The following is a 17,671-nucleotide window of genomic DNA, read 5'->3' as shown; positions in this document are numbered from 1 at the left end:
CAACAGCTAGAGCGAAGCACATGAACGCCCCCTTTCCGAAGCAGCAGCAGGACGGCACCCGCCTGCCGCTCAAGCTGCTGATCGCGGCCCCGCGGGGATTCTGCGCGGGTGTCGACCGCGCGATCGAGATCGTCGAACGCGCGCTCACTCGCTATGGCCCCCCGGTCTATGTCCGCCACGAGATCGTCCACAATCGCTATGTCGTCGATGGGCTCAGGGCCAAGGGAGCGGTGTTCGTGGAGGAACTCGACGAGGTGCCCGACGGCGTGCCGGTGGTGTTCAGCGCGCACGGCGTTCCCAAATCGGTTCCGGCCGAAGCAACCGGACGCGGGCTCGACTGGCTCGATGCCACCTGCCCACTGGTGAGCAAGGTCCACCGCCAGGCCGAACGGCAGATCGCGGCGGGCCGGCATATCGTGTTCGTCGGGCATCGCGGGCACCCGGAAGTGATCGGGACCTTCGGCCAGGTGCCCGAGGGCGAGATGACGCTGGTCGAGACGGTCGAAGACGTCGCAAAGCTCGATTTTGCGGATGACGCGGAGCTCGCTTTCCTGACCCAGACGACGCTCTCGGTCGACGATACCGCCGAGATCGTGGACGCGCTGAGGGACCGGTTTCCGCAAATCGTCGGGCCGAAGGCCGAAGACATCTGCTACGCAACCTCTAACCGCCAGGCCTCGGTCAAGGCGATTGCCGAAAGCTGCGACCTCGTGCTGGTGATCGGGGCGCCCAACAGTTCGAATTCGCTGCGACTGGTCGAAGTCGCACAACGTTGCGGGACAACCGCGCGGCTGATCCAGCGCGGGTCGGACATCGATCCCGCCTGGCTCGAAGGCGTCGGCACGCTGGGACTGACCGCGGGCGCATCGGCGCCCGAAGCGCTGGTGCGCGAGGTTGTCGCAGCGCTGGGCCAATGGCGCGAGGTCGAGGAGGAAATCCGCGAGACGACGATCGAAAAGATGGTCTTCAAATTGCCCCGCCAGCTGGCGGACGAGGAATAGGCGGGACTTGGCGGTCTATACCCATCTTGGTGCCGAGGACCTGGCCGAGTTGATCGGCGAATATGACGTGGGCGAGCTGGTCTCGGCCAAGGGCATCGCCGAAGGCGTTTCCAATTCGAACTGGCTGGTCGAGACGACCAGCGGCCGCTTCATCCTGACCATGTACGAGCGGCGGATCGCGCTGGCCGACCTGCCCTTCTTCCTTGGCCTGCTCGACCATCTTTCCGCCAGCAATTGTCCGGTCCCCAGGACCATCCATGACCGCAACGGCGATGCTTTTCGAATGCTCGAAGGCAAGGCGGTCGCATTGATCGAATTCCTGCCCGGCGTCTCGCTCGATCACCCGGAACCGGCGCAGGCGCACTCGGTCGGCGCCGCGCTTGCCGGAATCCACCTGGCTTCGGCCGATTTCGGCATGGTACGACCCAACGACCTCGGCCCGGCGAGCTGGCAGGCAATGGCCGATGAGTGCGGGGATAGCGGGCTCTCGCGGATCGATCCGTCGCTGCCCGCGCTGGTGCGGGAGGAATTGGAATTCCTGGCTGCGAACTGGCCCGATGCGCTTCCGCATTCGGTTGTCCATGCCGACCTGTTCCCCGATAATGTCCTGATGATGGGCGATAGGGTCACCGGCCTGATCGACTTCTATTTCGCCTGCAACGATATCACCGCGTACGACCTGGCCGTGACCCATGCCGCCTGGTGTTTCGACGCCAAGGGCCGCGGCTTCCGTCCGGATATAGGCGAGGCGCTGGTCGCCGGCTACCGATCCGTCCGCCAGCTGTCGCTAGCCGAGACCGACGCCCTGCCGGTGCTGGCCCGGGGCGCGTGCCTGCGCTTCCTCCTCACCCGGGCGGAGGATTGGTTGCACACGCCCGATGATGCGATGGTGACCCGAAAGGACCCGCTGGATTTCGCCCGCCGCCTTACCTTCTACAAACAACAGGGGGCCTCGACGTTCGGGCGCTGAGCAATGGGAAAGACATGCAACGGGTAGAGATCTTTACCGATGGAGCCTGCAAGGGCAATCCCGGCCCAGGCGGCTGGGCGGCGCTGTTGCGCCTTGGCAGGAACGAGAAGGAATTGTCGGGCTCCGAACCCGATACGACCAACAACCGGATGGAGATGCAGGCCGTCATTCGCGCGCTCAGGGCGCTGACCCGGCCATGTATCGTCGATCTTCATTCGGACAGCAAATATGTTATCGACGGGATGACCAAGTGGATCGAGGGCTGGCAGAAACGGGGCTGGAAGAACGCGAGCAGGAAGCCGGTCCGCAATGCAGACTTGTGGCACGAGCTGATCGAGGCGGCCGCGCCGCACGAGATCAACTGGACCTGGGTCAGGGGGCATGACGGCCACCCCGAGAACGAGCGCGTCGATGCACTGGCCAGCGCGGCCGCCGAACGAGCGGCGGCAGCTTGACCTGTCAATTCAGCCTAGCTGTTATCGACGATCTCTGCACCCGGCCCATTCTTGATGATGGACTTGATCGCGTTCCTGGCGCTGTCCTTCGATGAATAGCCCTCGGTCGCGAACATGACCTCGGAATTGTATTTGAAACGGACGCGGAATTCGCCCTTCTTGTCCTTGTAGATCTCGAAAGTATGAGCCATCGGCCGTTCTCCTGGTTCATGGATTGCCTTGCCACATTAGCGGCAAAATCCCGATAGGCTAGACAAAGCGACGGGCCTGATAGAGTTCGGGATCGAGATCCCGGGTGAGGTCGTCAGGAAGAAGGCCGAGAAGCAACTGCGCGGCCAGCCGGGCGGCGGCAGGCGCCGTCTGGATTCCGAAGCCGCCCTGCCCCGCGAACCAGAAGAAGGCCGGCTGACCGGGATCCCGGCCGTAGACCGGCAGGCGGTCCGGCGCGAAGCTCCTCAGGCCCGCCCATTTGTGCTCGACCCGCTCGACCCGCCAGTCGACCGCACTTTCGAAGCGGTCGATCGCGAGTGCGATGTCGATCTCTTCCGGTGCGGCGTCGCAGGGCGGGCTGGGGGTTTCGTCGTGCGGGCTGAGCCAGAGCCTGCCGCTCTCCGGCCTGAAATAGAAACTTCCGGCGATGTCGAGCACCAGCGGGAGATTTTCCGGCGGCCGGGGATCGACCCGCAACTGCGCGATCGTGCGCCGCATCGGCGTGATCCCGATCGGCCTGACGCCGGCCATTTCGGCGACACTGTCGGCCCATGCCCCCGCGGCATTGGCCAGGATATCGCAATATATGCGTCCGCCGTCGGCCGTCTCGAGCGACCATGATCCCGCGCGGGTCGCGGAGACCAGTGCAGCCCTGCAACGCATTTCGGCGCCCGCGCGCTTCGCCTCGCCCAGATACCACTGGTGCAGGCCGCCGACATCGATGTCCTTGCAGTCGGGCTCGGCGATCCCCGAAACCCAATCCTCGCGAACGCCCGGAAGGGCCGCCTCGAGCGCGCTGCGATCGAGCCGCTCGACCCGCACACCCTTGTCGGCAAACTCCGCCAGGAAGCTCTCCACCCTCTCTTCGTCGCGCGCGCGCGCGAGCGTCAATGCGCCGCGATCGCCGAGGAAGCCTTTCTCGGCGAGCCAAGGCCCCGAGGCGCTGGTGAGCGGCTGGACATCCGGTCCGCCGTAGGTTTCCGCCCAGAACGCTGCCGAGCGGCCGGTCGCATGGTAGCCGGGCCGCTCTTCCGCTTCGAGCAGCACGACTTTCCCGTGCGGCGCAAGTTCGGCCGCAAGGCTGGCCCCGGCAATGCCTGCGCCGACGATGGCAATGTCGAATTTCTCGGTCAATTGGTGCGGGCTTCGTATCGCTCGGCGACATTGTCGAGGAACCCGTCGATCCCTTCAAGCGCGAGATCGCGAATTCGGTCGACCTCGCGCAGGATTTCGTGGTGTGCTTCCTTGCCGAACAGGAACAGCTCGCCGCGCGGCAAGCGCCGGACCGCGCGCTCGGTCGAGCGATAGTCGACGAGCTTGTCGTTATCGGTCGCAATGACATAGACGGGTGCCTCGAGACTTTCGAGCAGGCCGGGCGTTTCCAGTTTCCGTTTCGAGGCATAGGCGCGTTCGACCCAGCCCCAGCTGCCGGGCCCCATCGCCAGTTCGGGGCGGTGATCGCGCCACCATTGCTCGTCGGCATAGCGGAGCTTGTCGTGGGTCAGCAGGTCCTCCCTCCCGGCCGGGACCTCGCCTGGCTTCTCGCTCCACTTCCAGGCCGGCCGGCGCGGATCGCCGATAGCCGACATGAATCGCGCAAAGGCGTGCATGATGGCATCGGGCACGAAGGCAGGGTGGAAGCCCAGCATCGGCGCCGACAACACCAGAGCGTCGGGCGTAACCGCCTTTTCCGCCGCGGCGCGCAATACGAGATGTCCGCCCATCGAATGACCGACAAGCACATGCGGCGGCGGGGTTTCGAGGGTCCACTGTTTCCAGAAATGGGCGAGGTCGGCGATCCAGACCGCAAAATCGTCGACATGGCCGGTCACTGCGTCATTGCCGAGACGGCCAGAGCCGGCCTGACCGCGCCAGTCCGACGCGGAGACCCGCCAGCCTGCCCTTGCCCAATGATCCAGGGTCTCGAGATACTTCTCGTAATTGTCGCCCCGTCCGGGAAGAAACAGGATCGATCCGCGGACGCCCTGGGGAGGCAGCGGCCAATCGATCCGCCTGATCGGATGGCCGTCGGAGGCGTGCCAGAAACCTTCGACCGCATCGGGCGGGATCGCCCGCCGATCGAAAGCGGTCCTGCCTCTTTCGCTTGCTTGGCTAATACCAGCCTCCTGCCCGTGGTTACTTTTTGGTAAGCCCTCTCCAGTACCAAGCTTCCCAGGGTTCACCCGGGGGGCTCACATGCAGGGCATCTATTTCCAGTACGGTTTGCTTGCCGCCTTGGCAATCATGCTCCTTGCAGCAGCCTTTACCGATATCCGTTCGCGCCAGATCGCCAATTGGCTGAATGGTGCAATCGCTCTTTGCGCACCCCTGTTCTGGATCGCCAGCGGCTATTCGCTGTGGCCGGACATCGCGATCCAGCTCGGCGTCGCGCTTGGCGCCTTCGTCGTCCTTGCCGCCCTGTTCGCGATCCGCGCAATGGGTGGCGGCGACGTCAAATTGCTCACCGCTCTCGCCCTGTGGGTCCAGCCGATCCACTTCCTGCAGCTGCTGGTCATCATGGCGCTGCTGGGCGGAGTGCTCACCATCGCTCTCGGATCCTGGCACGTGATGCGTCGCCAGACCGACAAGCTGGCGATCCCGTACGGGGTCGCCATCGCCGCCGCCGGGCTCTGGGTGCTCGGCACGAATTACCTACCGGCTGTTTCCGCGGGAGCAGGCAGTCTGGGGTGAACCTGATTTTAACCAATCCGGCCGAAGATGTTTTGACTGTAATTCCTATCGGCCAATGAGGGGGCTTGACGCACCATGGACAGGAAGAAGCTGATTTTGCTGATTGGGGCACTGGTCATTGCGATCGGTACCGCCCTGGCAGCCCGGAGCATGTTTGCCGGTGCCGCGGCACCGCAGACGCAGGCCGCGCCCAAGAAAGCCGAAGGCCCCAAAGTGCTGGTTGCACAACGCAGCCTGCCGGTCGGCACGATCATCACCGCCGATGCCGTGGCCTACCAGGCCTGGCCGAAGGAAATGGTCAGCAACGCCTATTACGTGACCGGCCAGTCCAACAAGCAGCAGTTGCTCGGCACCGTGGTCCGCCACCCGATCACGGCCGGCGAGCCGGTAACTCGCGGGGCGCTGGTCAAGCCGGGCGACAGCGGCTTCCTCGCCGCCGCGCTCGGGCCGGGCATGCGTGCAGTCACTGTCCCTGTGTCGGCCAAGACCGGCGTGGGCGGCTTCGTCTTCCCGGGCGACAAGGTCGACCTGGTCCTGACCCAGAACGTCAAGGGCCAGAGCGGCGAAGCACTCAAGGTCTCGGAAACGATTCTCCAGAACCTGCGCGTGCTGGCGACCGACCAGTCGACCGAAACGGTGCATACCGCCGACGGCAAGACCGTTGTCCGCGCTTTCCGCACGGTCACCCTCGAGGTCACCCCGCGCATCGCCGAAAAGGTCTCCGTGGCCCAGACCATGGGTACGCTCAGCCTGTCGCTGCGCTCGATTGCCGACAATGCGGTCCAGCTCGAGCAGGCGATCGCCTCGGGTGCGGTCGACATCCCCAACGGGATCAGCAAGGCCGAAGAGGACATGCTCCTCGCGGCGGCAATCAATCGCCCGGTCGATGGTGCAACGACCTTCGTGACCGGCGGCGATGTCTCGCGCTTCCAGCAGAGTCCCAAGCCTGTCAAGCAGGCCGCCGCACCCGGTAGCGGCGGATCGACTGTCCGCCGGGCCCAGCCGCCCGTGGTTCGGATCAATCGCGGTGGCAACACCCAATCGGTCCGGGTCGGTCGCGGAACCAGCGCGCTGCTCCAGGACGAGGCCGAAGGCTTCCAGAACACCGCCGATATCCTTCCCGCGGCCGGCGCCACGCTCGTCCTCTAGAGGCTCATGACCATGAACACGAAATCGAACCGCCGCAGCGCAAACACGTTTCAAACGAGGGGCACAGCCATGAAACGCCGCCTGATTGCAACTTTGATGACCGCGGCGTGCGCCGCACTGCCCCTGGCCTCGATGCCGGCCGGCACGGCCAATGCCCAGTCGGTCATGCAGCCTTCGAGCGATATCGTCGTATCGATCGGCCAGGGCCAGCTGGTCACCGTGCCGGGTAACATGGCCGACATCTTCATCGCCAACGACGCGATCGCCGATGTCCAGGTCAAATCCCAGCGCCAGCTCTACATCTTCGGCAAGTCCGGCGGCGAGACCACTCTCTATGCGAGCGACGCGGCCGGCGAGATCATCTGGGCCGTGAACGTCCGGGTCGGCTCGAATATTTCGAGCATCGACCAGATGCTTGCCCTGGCGATGCCCGAAGCCAAGATCTCGGTTGCGACCATGGGTACCAACACCGTGCTCCTGACCGGGACCGTGGCCGCACCGGAAGACGCATCGGAAGCGGAGCGCCTGGTATCGGCCTTCGTCGGCGAAGGCATGAATGTCATTTCGCGGATGAAGACGGCAACCCCGCTGCAGGTCAATTTGCAGGTCAAGTTCGCCGAAGTCAGCCGTTCGCTGGTGCGTTCGCTGGGCGGCAACCTTTCCACCTTCGACACATCGGGCGGCTTCCAGTTCGCGCTCGGCAACGGCCGCAATTTCCTCCCGAACTGGACCCTCGGAGCTCCGGGCCTGTCGACCGGCACGGAAGGAGGCGAAGGCACCAATGTCATCGTCCCCAATTCGACTGGGGCGACTATCGGCGGTATCGGCAGCCTGCTCGGTCTCGACCTTGCGGGCGCACTCGACCTGGCCGAGCGTAACGGCCTCGTTACCACTCTCTCGCAGCCCAACCTGACCGCATTGTCGGGCGAGACCGCCGAGTTTCTTGCCGGCGGCGAATTCCCGATCCCGATCAGCCAGGGCCTGGGAAGCACTTCGATCCAGTATCGTAAATATGGGGTAAGCCTGTCTTACACTCCCACCGTCCTGGCCAATGGCCGGATCTCGATCCGGGTTCGTCCGGAAGTGTCCGAACTTTCGAGCCAGGGCGCCGTGACGATCAACGGCTTCCAGATCCCCGGCATGACCATCCGCCGTGCGGAAACGACGATCGAACTCGGCTCGGGACAGGCGTTCATGATCGCCGGATTGCTGAGCAATAATGCCCAGTCATCGATCGACAAGGCCCCGGTCCTCGGCGACCTGCCGATCATCGGCAATCTCTTCAAGTCGCAGGAATTCCGCAAGGGCCAGACCGAGCTGGTGATCATCGTCACGCCGTACCTGGTGAACCCGGTGGACGCGAACGACATCATCCTGCCGACCGACGGCTTCCGTGCCCCGACCGCGTTTCAGCAATATCTGGGCAATATGGAACAGGACGGCGTGAGTGGCGGCGATCGACCCAAGCCGACCGCGGTCGGCGAGGAAGCGCCGCCGCCCCAGGTGAGCCTTGACGATCAGTCGACCTTGCCGGCCGAGGCATTTGCCGAGGGCCGCGGCAATGATGACAAGCAGGCCGCAGCAAATCCAACCCCCGGCTTCAGCCTCAAGTGAGAAAGGTGAACAGGATGTCCATCCCTATGACCAAACCGGCCTTCGCGGCCATCGTGCTGGGGCTGTCGCTTGCCGGCTGCATGGGGCCGACCGAAAACCGGTCGCTCGACTCGGTGCGCCAACCGCTGGTGGAGCGCTCCAATTTCGTGCTCGACCTGAACACCAGTTCGGGCGGACTCCCGATCCCGGAACAGAACCGCCTGGAAGACTGGTTCGAAACCATCGACCTGGGGTATGGCGACCGCGTCTCGATCGACGATCCTCTCTCGAGCGTTGCGACGCGCGATGCGGTCTCGGAGATCGCCGGACGCTTCGGGATTCTCGTCAGCGACGTCGCTCCGGTCACGCCCGGAATGCTCCAGCCGGGCACGGCCCGGATCGTCGTCACGCGTTCATCCGCCCATGTCCCGGGCTGCCCGGACTGGGAGGGCAAGAACGCCGTCAATTACAGCAATGCGACGCATGACGGCTTCGGCTGTTCGGTCAACGGCAATCTCGCTGCCATGGTCGCCAATCCGGAAGACCTGATCCACGGCCAGACCGGCACCGGCGAGACCGTGATCATGACTTCGACGAAGGCGATCGAAACCTATCGCGACCAGAAGCCGACCGGAACCGGCACCCTGAGTTCAGTATCCAGCGCATCTGGCGCAGGTGGAGGAGGAAACTAATGAACGCCCCCTGGAAACCCGGTTCCTCGAACGGACGCGATCCGTTCGCCGCCTTCATCTGCGACGAAAGCGCGCTCGACGTGCTGCGTCCGGTCGTGATCGAAATGGGCTGGCAGCCCGAGAAGTGCGCCAAGGGCGGGCTTCGCAACGCCATCCAGTCGCTTTCGATCTCGGCGAGCCCGAACATTCTGATGGTCGACCTGTCCGAATCCGGCGATCCGCTGAACGACATCAACGCCCTCGCCGAGGTTTGCGAGCCCGGCACGGTGGTGATCGCGATCGGCCAGGTAAACGACGTGCGCCTCTATCGCGACCTGCTGGCGAGCGGCATTCACGATTACCTGTTGAAGCCGCTTTCGGCCGGCCAGGTGCGTGACGCGCTGGTCCAGGCACAGGCCGTGTTCGCCGCACCCAAGAACAACGAAGGCCAGGCCGCCAAGCGGCATATCTCGACGGCCATCGTCGGCACCCGCGGCGGGGTCGGCGCTTCGACGCTGGCAACCTCGCTTGCATGGCTGTTCAGCTCGGACCACAAGATGCCGACTGCCCTCCTGGACCTCGACGTCCATTTCGGCACCGGCGCGCTGGCGCTCGATCTCGAGCCCGGCCGTGGCCTGACCGACGCGATCGACAATCCGAGCCGCATCGACGGGCTGTTTATCGAGCGCGCGATGATCCGCGCGAACGACAATCTCGCGATTCTCTCGGCCGAAGCGCCGATCAATTCGCCCTTGATGACCGACGGGTCCGCCTTCGTCCAGCTGGAGGAAGAGTTCCGCCAGGCATTCGAAATGACGGTGATCGACCTGCCCCGCAACATGCTGATCAACTTCCCGCATCTGCTGGCAGACGTGAATGTCGTTTTGCTTGCTACCGAAATGACGCTGGCCTCGGCACGCGATGCAATCCGCATCCTTTCCTGGCTCAAGACCAACGCGCCGCATGCCCAGCCGCTGGTCGTGGCCAACAAGGTCCAGTCGGGCGTCCAGGAAATCAGCAGGCCCGATTTCGAGGCCTCGATCGAGCGCAAGATCAACTTCTCGATCCCGTTCGACCAGAAGGCCGCCGCCAACTCTGCCAAGCTGGGACAGACCTTTGTCGACGCCAGCCGCTCGAGCAAGGCGAGCGCGGTGATGCGCGAAGTCGCCAAGGCGATCATCGGAACCGGCGAAGAAGACGGCGGCGACATCTCCGAAGCCGGCAACAAGTCGCTCCTCGGCAAGTTCGATCTCAAGTCGATCATACCGAAAAAGGACAAGCGTCAGGGCGCTGAGCAGGTCGAAGAACCTGTCGAATGATCCGAGGGGGGCGGCAGCCGGGACGCGCATGACCCGGCTGCCGGATTCCCTCGCAATGAGTTGAAGAGTTTGGAAAGGCATATGTCGAGATGAGCATGATCCAGCTTGTGCTGTTCGCAGCAGGATTGATGGCGGTTCTGGTGCTCGGCTATATGGCCTTGACCGGTCCCAGCCCGGCAAAGGAAGCGCACCGTCGCCTCCAGGGCTTGCGCTACCGGCACTCCGAAAGCGTCGACAACAAGGTCGAAAGCCAGCTCAAGAAGGCGATCGCGGCGCGCAAGCCCAAGATGCACAAGATCGCCGGCTCCGGTTCGCGAGTCGAAGCGCTTGCCGTGCGCCTTCACCGGACCGGCAAGGGCTGGACCCTTTCACAATACATGTACACTTCGCTGGGCCTGTCGCTGGCATTTGCGATTGTGATCTACCTTCGGTCGGGGGCAGTGATCCTGTCGCTGGCGATCGGCCTGTTGTTCGGCCTCGGGATTCCGCACATGGTCGTCAGCTGGTTCATCAAGCGCCGGACCAACGCCTTCAACGCCAAATTCCCGGACGGAATCGAACTGCTGGTGCGCGGTTTGCGTTCGGGCCTGCCGGTGACGGAAACGCTCTCGGTGGTGGCATCCGAAGTGCCCGGCCCGGTCGGCGAGGAATTCAAGGCGATCGTCGAGCGCATCAAGATCGGCCGGACGATGGAGGAATCGCTCCAGGTAACGGCTGACCGGCTCGGTACGCCGGAATTCCAGTTCTTCACCATTACTCTCGCCATCCAGCGCGAGACCGGCGGCAATCTGGCCGAGACGCTCTCGAACCTTGCCGACGTCTTGCGCAAGCGTTCGCAGATGAAGCTCAAGATCAAGGCGATGAGCTCGGAATCGAAGGCGTCGGCCTACATCGTCGGATCGCTGCCCTATATCGTGTTCGGCATGATCTGGTGGATCAACCCGTCCTATATCGGCGGCTTTTTCGAAGACGATCGGCTGATCGTGGCAGGTCTTGGCGGCATCGTCTGGATGTCGATCGGCGCGCTGATCATGGCCAAGATGGTAAGTTTCGAAATCTGATCGGGGGCGGACGAACAACATGCTTACCCAACCAACCGGCCCTACGCTTCTCGGCTTCGACGTCATCCTCGTCGGCACGATCCTTGCCGGGATCGCCGCCGCGGCCGTGATGCTGGCGATCTATGCCGCGGTCACGGTCAAGGACCCGATGGCCAAGCGGGTCAAGGCGCTCAACGAGCGCCGCGAGGAACTCAAGGCCGGGATCATCACCGCCGGTTCGAAGAAGCGCGCCAGCCTGATCCGCAAGACCGAAACCACCGACAAGATGAAGGACGCCTTGAAGGGCATGAAAGTCCTTCAGGACAGTCAGCTGAAGCAAGCCCAGCAAAGGCTGGCCCAGGCAGGGTACCGCAACAAGGAATGGGCGGTCGCGATCATCTTCGGCCGGCTGGTCCTGCCCGTGGTGCTCGGCCTGATTGGCGTCGTGCTGATCTACTGGACCAACACCTTCCCCGACTGGGGCAGCTTCAAGCGCTTTGCGGCGTTCGCGGCCATGGTCGTGCTGGGGTACAAGGGGCCGGACATCTGGCTCAGCAACCAGGTTTCGAAGCGCACTGCCGTGATCCGCAAGGGCCTGCCCGATGCGCTCGACCTGCTGGTAATTTGTGCCGAGGCCGGCCTGACGGTCGATGCTGCGTTCAACCGCGTCGCCAAGGAACTGGGCCGCGCCTATCCCGACCTGGGCGATGAATTCGCCCTGACCGCGATCGAGTTGTCGTTCCTCACCGAACGTCGCCAGGCATTCGAAAACCTCGCCTATCGCGTCGATCTCGAAGCAGTGCGCGGCGTGGTCACAACCATGATCCAGACCGAACGCTACGGTACTCCGCTGGCTTCGGCGCTGCGTGTGCTTTCCGCCGAATTCCGCAACGAGCGCATGATGCGCGCGGAGGAGAAGGCAGCGCGCCTGCCCGCGATCATGACTGTCCCGCTGATCCTGTTCATCCTGCCGGTGTTGTTCATCGTCATTCTCGGCCCGGCCGCGTGTTCGATCAGCGACGCGTTTGCGGCAAAGCCGGGACGGTAAGCGATCCGGCCACTCGGCCGGGAGCGAAACCGGGACGCAAAAAAAAGGGCCTCGATCCCTATGGGATCGGGGCCCTTCCCGCATCCGGCTTGAGCGACCTAGTCGTAATTGCCGCTGTCGATCCCTTCGGCGTGGAGATCGCGGACCTCTTCCTTCACCCGCAACAGCAGCGCCCGGAAGGTTTCGATTTCATCCTCGTTGAACTTCGAGAACAGGCGGCGCTCCATCTCGAGCGCCAGGGGCATGATTTCGCCATGCATCCGGTGGCCCTCGTCGGTCAGGGTCAGCAGGTGAGAGCGCCCGTCATTGGCATTCGGCTGGCGCGCGACCAGGCCCCGCTCTTCGAGTTCCTTGCACGCCCGGTTGACCGCAACCTTGTCCATCAGAGTAAAGGCCGTCAGCTCGCGCTGGGTCATTTCTCCCGTGTCGCCCAGCACGGCCATCACCCGCCATTCGGGGACATTCAGCCCGAAACGCTCGCGGTATTCCTGCGCGATGCGGCCGCTCACGGCATTCGATGTCACCGAAAGCATATAGGGCAGGAAGTCTGACAATCGTGGAGTCGTGCTCATATCGTTGCAATCTGTAACTATCCGCAGTCACGCTTTGCAAGCTCCGATACGAACACGGACACCTGGCCGGACAGAAATGTCCGTCTCTAGCCGTTCACCCGGGAGAGGATGGTTCGCAGCTGGATCAGCTTGTCCGGATCGCGCCGTTCGGGGGCCGTCAGGATCGCGCCGTCGAGCGTTGTTTCGATCGGACTGGGTTCGCGCTGTTCGGGAAGCGACCCGGCCAATGCGACCAGTGTCTTGCGCGCCTTCTCCGAATTGGCGTGGAGCACTTTGAGAATTTGCGCGACATCCGCCCCCTCCTCGGCGTCGCGCCAGCTGTCGTAATCGGTTACCATCGCCAGCAAGGCATAGGGAAGCTCCGCTTCGCGGGCGAGCCGGGCTTCGGGCATCGCCGTCATCCCGATCACGTCCGCTCCCCATTCGCGGTACATCCGGCTCTCGGCGCGGGTCGAGAATTGCGGGCCTTCGATCGCGACATAGCATCCGCCCTTGTGCAGCCTGGCGCCGGACTTCGTTGCCGCCGCCGCGACCAGATCCGACAGGCGCGGGCAAACCGGATCGGCGAAACTGACATGGGCGACCAGCCCGGTACCGAAAAAACTGCTCTCGCGCGCAACGGTCCGGTCGATCAGCTGGTCGACCAGCACGAATTCTCCTGGGGCCAGCTCTTCGCGCAGCGAACCGATCGCGGAAACGGACACGATATCGGTAACCCCGCAGCGTTTGAGTACCTCGATATTGGCGCGGTAGTTGATCCGGTCGGGCGGTATGCTGTGGCCGATTCCGTGGCGCGGCATGAAGGTGAAACGAACATCGCCGATCCTGCCGGTGGTGACCGGGCCGGAAGGCTCGCCAAAGCTGCTTTGCACAGGGATCTGCTGGGCATCTTCGAGGATATCGGCGTCGTAGAGGCCGGTCCCGCCAACCACACCGATATGCCATTGTGCGGACATTGCGCGTTCCTAGGTCTTGAGCAGCCCCGCCATGATGAAATCGACGGCATGCGCTCGATAGCGGTCGCGCAGTTCCTCGGTCAATGAATCCTCGCCGAAGCAATATTGCAGGAAGACTCGCGCGGCAAAGAACCGGTCGGCCGAGCCCACAAGGGTAAAAAAGAACATCGTCGGGTCAACCGGACGGAAAATGCCGGCTTCGATCCCCTCCCCGATCAGCTGGTCGTAGGTATCGTAGATCGGCCTGAGGTAATCGTCTGCCAAGCGCTTCGACTCGCTCGGGGTGCTCTCGTGCAGGAGCTGGATCATCAACCGCACCAGATAAGGCTTGCGGTAAAGCGTATCGACCACGTCGCCAATATGCATCCGGAACCTGGCCTCGAGATCGAGCTCTGTCCCGGTCAGCTTCCCGAGCCCTTCCGAGACCCCGAGCATGTCGCGCGCCAGCAATTCGCGCATCAGCCCGCCCTTGTTCCCGAAGTAATATTTGACCAGCGCGGAATTGAGACCGGAGGCCTTGCTCAATTCGGACAGGGAAACGTCGATCGTGTCGTTTTCGCGCATCAGCCGCGAAGCTGTCGCGAGCAATTGCTCGCGAGCATCGAGCTGTCCTGTTGGAAGAGCCGACATGCCCCCAACCCGCCCCAACTATCGAGGGCCCATCCGGATGCCACCATCAAGCCGGACATGTTCGGCATTGAAATAGGTGTTCTCGGCCATGTGCACGATCAGCGCGGCATATTCCTCGGGGTGGCCGAGCCGCTTGGGAAACGGCACCTGCGCGGCGAGCGATTCCTGCGCCGCCTCGGGCAGGTTATCCATCAGCGGAGTCTTGAAGATTCCCGGGAGGATGGTGTTGACGCGAATGCCCTCGCTCATCAGGTCGCGCGCGATCGGCAGGGTCATCGCGACGATCGCGCCCTTTGAGGCCGAATAGGCGACCTGGCCGATCTGCCCGTCGACCGCCGCGACCGATGCGGTGCTGACCATCACCCCGCGCTCGCCATCGGTCAACGGTTCGGCATCCGCCATCATTCCCGCAGCGGACTTGGCCATGCACATGAAGCTGCCGACCGTGTTGACCATCAAGGTCTGGGTGAATTTCCCGATGTCGAGATGGCTGATTGCGCCGGTTTCGCGATCGCGCCTGGTGATCTTGCCGATCGTTCCGATCCCGGCGCAATTCACGAGGATCCGTTCCTGGCCGTGAGCCGCGCGCGCTTTCGCAAAACCGTCATCGACCGACAACTCGTCCGAAACATCGACCTTGCAGAAGATGCCGCCGATCTCTCCGGCCACCGCCGCTCCGCGCTGCTCGTTGAGGTCGAACAGGGCGACCCTGGCGCCCCGCGCCGCCAGCGCCCTTGCAGTGGCCTCGCCGAGGCCTGACGCGCCGCCTGTAACGACGGCGGAAACGGACTTGTCGATCAGCAAGGCGACCTCCCATGAGCCGGAATCGGCATGTTTTAACCGATCGGCTAAGCGTGCCAGGCCCGCAGGTCAAGCAGGGATCGCGGAGAATGGAAAAATCGTAACAAACGCAACTGTTGTTCGATTGCAACATTCCCGAAACTAATCTTGCAACGCAAAATGATTTGAATTGAAACCAATCCTGTCATCCCGCAGGTGTTAGGCAGCAAGAGTGCTAAATCCGCTCGTCCGCGAGGGTACTGTCGCGAGCGAGGGGGGAGATTCAGAAATCGTGTCCGGCACTGGGCCGGGCCTGCATTGGGGACTGACCTGTGAAAATCCAAGCCCGTCTTAGGGGTGCCGTTGCACCTATTGCACTTTCCATCGCGCTGGTGGGATCGCCCGCCATCGCGCAGGACGACGCCGATACCGAAGCCGCGGAGGCCGAAGATGAAGACGATGCGCCGATCATCGTGACCGGTTCGCGCATCGCGCGCGACGAATTTTCGTCGCCCGCGCCGATCACCGTCGTCGATCCCGAGCTCGCGATCAAGCAGGGCCTGATGGATACCGGCGAAATGATCCAGGGGTCGCCGATCGCGGCCGGTTCGTCGCAAGTTACCGCCGCCCTGTCGAGCCAGTATGTCACCAATGGCGGCCAGGGCGCCCAGACGGTGTCTCTGCGCGGCCTGGGTGCGGAGCGTACCCTCGTCCTCCTCAACGGACGTCGTGCCGGCCCGGCGGGTACGCAGGGTGCGGTTTCGTCCTTCGACCTCAACGTCCTTCCCCAGTCGATCGTCCAGCGCGTCGACATCCTCAAGGACGGCGCCTCGTCGATCTACGGTTCGGATGCGGTCGCCGGCGTGGTCAACCTCATCACCAAGCGCGATACCGACGGGATCGAGGTCGACCTGTTCGGCTCGGGCACGGTCCATGGCGGCGGCGAGCAGTATTCAATTTCGGCTACCTACGGCAAGACCTTCGACCGCGGCCACATCCTCATCGCCGGCAACTTCAACCGGCAGAACGAACTCGAGCGCGGCCATCGCAAATATCTCGGGTGCCCGGAGGCCTATTTCTTCACCGACACGACCTACACGGAGCGGGCCGACCTGGTTGACCCCCGGACCGGTAAAATCGCCTGTGCGAACGGCGATAGCGACACGACCTGGGGCCATATCTGGACCTATGATTACAGCTATTACTACTCGCCGCACGGCAGCAACCTCCCGCCCGATCCTTCCGGAAGCAATATCTACCTGCTGCAATACAGCTATCCGGGCGACAATCTCGGGCTTTACCTGAACGACATTCCGGACCCGATCGATCCGTTCCAGCTGTCGATTCCGGACGGTTGGTACCCGGTCGGCTACGATCCGGTCTCGCAGTCGCTCCAGAACAACTATCATCCGTTGATGGACGACGACACCATCTTTCCGGCGCTTGAACGTTATTCGGCCTATCTCGATGCAGCCTATGAGGTCGCCTACGGCCTCGAGATCTACACCGAACTGCTCTACAACAAGCGTATCACCGAATACGATGCGTCGGGCCAGGTCTGGCAGTTCGGTTTTGGCGAAGACGGCCAGGATCTGTTCGGAATACCGGGCGGCGACCCGCTCGCCAACGGCTTCTCGGGTTCGGCCCTTTACAGCCCGACGGCCTTCATCGACTGGTATGACAGCCGCCAGGAAGTCGATTATTACCGCGGCGTCCTCGGGCTTCGCGGCGGCATTACCGGCAGCTGGAATTTCGACGTTTACGGCCAGTATTCGCGGTCGGATGGCGATTATACCGACCAGCGCGTGCTGCAGGATGCGATCGACACGCAGGATTTCCGCGGCGTGTTCACCGATGCTCCCTGCGCCGGAAACATAACTCCAGTCAGCAACCGACCCTGCGTCGATGTCGACTGGTATTCCCCGCGCGTGATGTATGGCGATTTCAACGCCGAGGAATTGAATTTCCTGACCGACACCGAAACCGGCAACACGGTCTATACCCAGTGGTATGTCGAAGGCATTGTCAGCGGCGAAGTGTTCGAGCTTCCGGGCGGTCCGTTCGGAGTCGCGCTTGGCGGCAATTACCGCGAGGACGAAATCAATGACACGCCGGGGCACGTATCGCTGGCCGCAAACGTGTGGGGCGGTTCGACCAGCGGTATCACCGCCGGCAAGACCCAGACGCTCGAAGGCTTCGGCGAAATCAACGTGCCGCTGCTGGCGGACATTCCCGGCATCGAGCGGCTCGAACTCACGGCCGCCGCGCGTATCACCAATGTGAAGGCCACGCGCGCTTCGGACGGTTTAACCGACGAGGATAACGGGAACTGGACCTACCGGTTCACGGGTGACTGGGCTGTCACCGACTGGCTTCGTTTCCGCGGCACCTATGGCACTTCGTTCCGCGCACCTGCGCTGTTCGAGCAATTCCTTGCCAACCAGGTGTCGTTCCTCGACCAGCGGTCGATCGACCCTTGTATCCAGTGGGCGAACAATCTCGCGGACGGCGCGATCTCGCAGCAGTTTGCAAACAACTGCGCCGCCGACGGCGTTCCGGGAGACCATACCGGGGCCGGCATCGAAG

At 63.3% G+C, this 17,671-nt stretch carries 18 protein-coding genes; 11 read left to right on the top strand and 7 right to left on the bottom strand.

Annotation, left to right across the window (positions count from 1 at the left end):
* Positions 1-20: 20 nt before the first annotated feature.
* The 3 genes from ispH to rnhA are packed head-to-tail and all read left to right on the top strand — an operon-like array spanning position 21 to position 2,426.
* The gene (ispH, locus tag AC16XC_RS10120) at positions 21-1,001 is read left to right on the top strand and encodes a 4-hydroxy-3-methylbut-2-enyl diphosphate reductase (RefSeq protein ID WP_484034533.1); all 981 of its coding nucleotides are present in this window, start codon (positions 21-23) and stop codon (positions 999-1,001) included.
* A 7-nt stretch (positions 1,002-1,008) separates the two neighbouring features.
* The gene (gene thrB, locus AC16XC_RS10115; RefSeq protein ID WP_484034532.1) at positions 1,009-1,971 is read left to right on the top strand and encodes a homoserine kinase; all 963 of its coding nucleotides are present in this window, start codon (positions 1,009-1,011) and stop codon (positions 1,969-1,971) included.
* 14 nt (positions 1,972-1,985) lie between these two features.
* Entirely contained in the window at positions 1,986-2,426 is a 441-nt protein-coding gene (rnhA, locus tag AC16XC_RS10110; protein ID WP_484034531.1) for a ribonuclease HI, read from the top strand.
* A gap of 14 nt (positions 2,427-2,440) precedes the next feature.
* Here the strand turns inward: rnhA and AC16XC_RS10105 are convergent, their stop codons facing one another.
* Genes AC16XC_RS10105 through AC16XC_RS10095 form a run of 3 tightly spaced genes read right to left on the bottom strand, consistent with a single transcriptional unit; the run spans position 2,441 to position 4,819 of the window.
* Complete coding sequence (locus AC16XC_RS10105) at positions 2,441-2,617, bottom strand: YegP family protein (protein WP_484034530.1); 177 nt, start codon at positions 2,615-2,617, stop codon at positions 2,441-2,443.
* Between the two features lie 58 nt (positions 2,618-2,675).
* Positions 2,676-3,770 (bottom strand): NAD(P)/FAD-dependent oxidoreductase, encoded by a 1,095-nt coding sequence (locus AC16XC_RS10100; protein WP_484034529.1) that lies wholly within the window; start codon positions 3,768-3,770, stop codon positions 2,676-2,678.
* Positions 3,767-4,819: an alpha/beta hydrolase gene (locus tag AC16XC_RS10095; RefSeq protein ID WP_484034528.1), complete on the bottom strand. Its 1,053-nt coding sequence runs from the start codon at positions 4,817-4,819 to the stop codon at positions 3,767-3,769. The genes AC16XC_RS10100 and AC16XC_RS10095 overlap by 4 nt, the downstream gene beginning before the upstream one ends.
* 13 nt (positions 4,820-4,832) lie before the next feature.
* On the opposite strand from AC16XC_RS10095, the gene AC16XC_RS10090 reads away from it, so the two are divergent.
* The 7 genes from AC16XC_RS10090 to AC16XC_RS10060 all read left to right on the top strand — a co-directional run bounded on the left by AC16XC_RS10090 (position 4,833) and on the right by AC16XC_RS10060 (position 12,147).
* Complete coding sequence (locus tag AC16XC_RS10090; protein WP_484034527.1) at positions 4,833-5,327, top strand: A24 family peptidase; 495 nt, start codon at positions 4,833-4,835, stop codon at positions 5,325-5,327.
* 75 nt (positions 5,328-5,402) lie between these two features.
* Positions 5,403-6,476 (top strand): Flp pilus assembly protein CpaB, encoded by a 1,074-nt coding sequence (gene cpaB / locus AC16XC_RS10085; RefSeq protein WP_484034526.1) that lies wholly within the window; start codon positions 5,403-5,405, stop codon positions 6,474-6,476.
* 96 nt (positions 6,477-6,572) lie between these two features.
* Positions 6,573-8,090 carry a type II and III secretion system protein family protein gene (locus AC16XC_RS10080; protein WP_484034525.1) on the top strand — a complete coding sequence of 506 codons (1,518 nt, stop codon included), beginning with the start codon at positions 6,573-6,575 and terminating at the stop codon, positions 8,088-8,090.
* A gap of 26 nt (positions 8,091-8,116) precedes the next feature.
* Positions 8,117-8,761: a CpaD family pilus assembly protein gene (locus AC16XC_RS10075; protein WP_484034524.1), complete on the top strand. Its 645-nt coding sequence runs from the start codon at positions 8,117-8,119 to the stop codon at positions 8,759-8,761.
* Positions 8,761-10,059: a CpaE/TadZ family protein gene (locus tag AC16XC_RS10070; protein WP_484034523.1), complete on the top strand. Its 1,299-nt coding sequence runs from the start codon at positions 8,761-8,763 to the stop codon at positions 10,057-10,059. Before AC16XC_RS10075 ends, AC16XC_RS10070 begins: the two co-directional genes overlap by 1 nt.
* A gap of 89 nt (positions 10,060-10,148) precedes the next feature.
* On the top strand, positions 10,149-11,120 hold the full coding sequence (locus AC16XC_RS10065) for a type II secretion system F family protein (RefSeq protein ID WP_484034522.1): 972 nt from the start codon (positions 10,149-10,151) through the stop codon (positions 11,118-11,120).
* Between the two features lie 19 nt (positions 11,121-11,139).
* Positions 11,140-12,147: a type II secretion system F family protein gene (locus tag AC16XC_RS10060; RefSeq protein ID WP_484034521.1), complete on the top strand. Its 1,008-nt coding sequence runs from the start codon at positions 11,140-11,142 to the stop codon at positions 12,145-12,147.
* Positions 12,148-12,245: 98 nt separating this feature from the next.
* On the opposite strand, the gene AC16XC_RS10055 is transcribed toward AC16XC_RS10060, so the two are convergent.
* The 4 genes from AC16XC_RS10055 to AC16XC_RS10040 form a co-directional block, all read right to left on the bottom strand.
* Positions 12,246-12,656, bottom strand: coding sequence for a MarR family winged helix-turn-helix transcriptional regulator (locus AC16XC_RS10055; RefSeq protein WP_484034520.1), 411 nt, complete (start codon positions 12,654-12,656; stop codon positions 12,246-12,248).
* A gap of 149 nt (positions 12,657-12,805) precedes the next feature.
* Complete coding sequence (mtnP, locus tag AC16XC_RS10050; protein WP_484034519.1) at positions 12,806-13,675, bottom strand: S-methyl-5'-thioadenosine phosphorylase; 870 nt, start codon at positions 13,673-13,675, stop codon at positions 12,806-12,808.
* Positions 13,676-13,684: 9 nt separating this feature from the next.
* Positions 13,685-14,305 carry a TetR family transcriptional regulator gene (locus tag AC16XC_RS10045; RefSeq protein ID WP_484034518.1) on the bottom strand — a complete coding sequence of 207 codons (621 nt, stop codon included), beginning with the start codon at positions 14,303-14,305 and terminating at the stop codon, positions 13,685-13,687.
* Between the two features lie 18 nt (positions 14,306-14,323).
* On the bottom strand, positions 14,324-15,109 hold the full coding sequence (locus AC16XC_RS10040) for an SDR family NAD(P)-dependent oxidoreductase (RefSeq protein WP_484034517.1): 786 nt from the start codon (positions 15,107-15,109) through the stop codon (positions 14,324-14,326).
* 368 nt (positions 15,110-15,477) lie between these two features.
* Here AC16XC_RS10040 and AC16XC_RS10035 point away from each other — a divergent pair.
* Positions 15,478-17,671, top strand: a 2,194-nt coding sequence (locus AC16XC_RS10035) for a TonB-dependent receptor domain-containing protein (RefSeq protein ID WP_484034516.1), incomplete at its 3' end; no start/stop codon positions are given.

It is taken from the genome of Candidatus Andeanibacterium sp., assembly GCF_057143545.1.
This window is presented reverse-complemented; position numbering and strand designations above follow the sequence as displayed.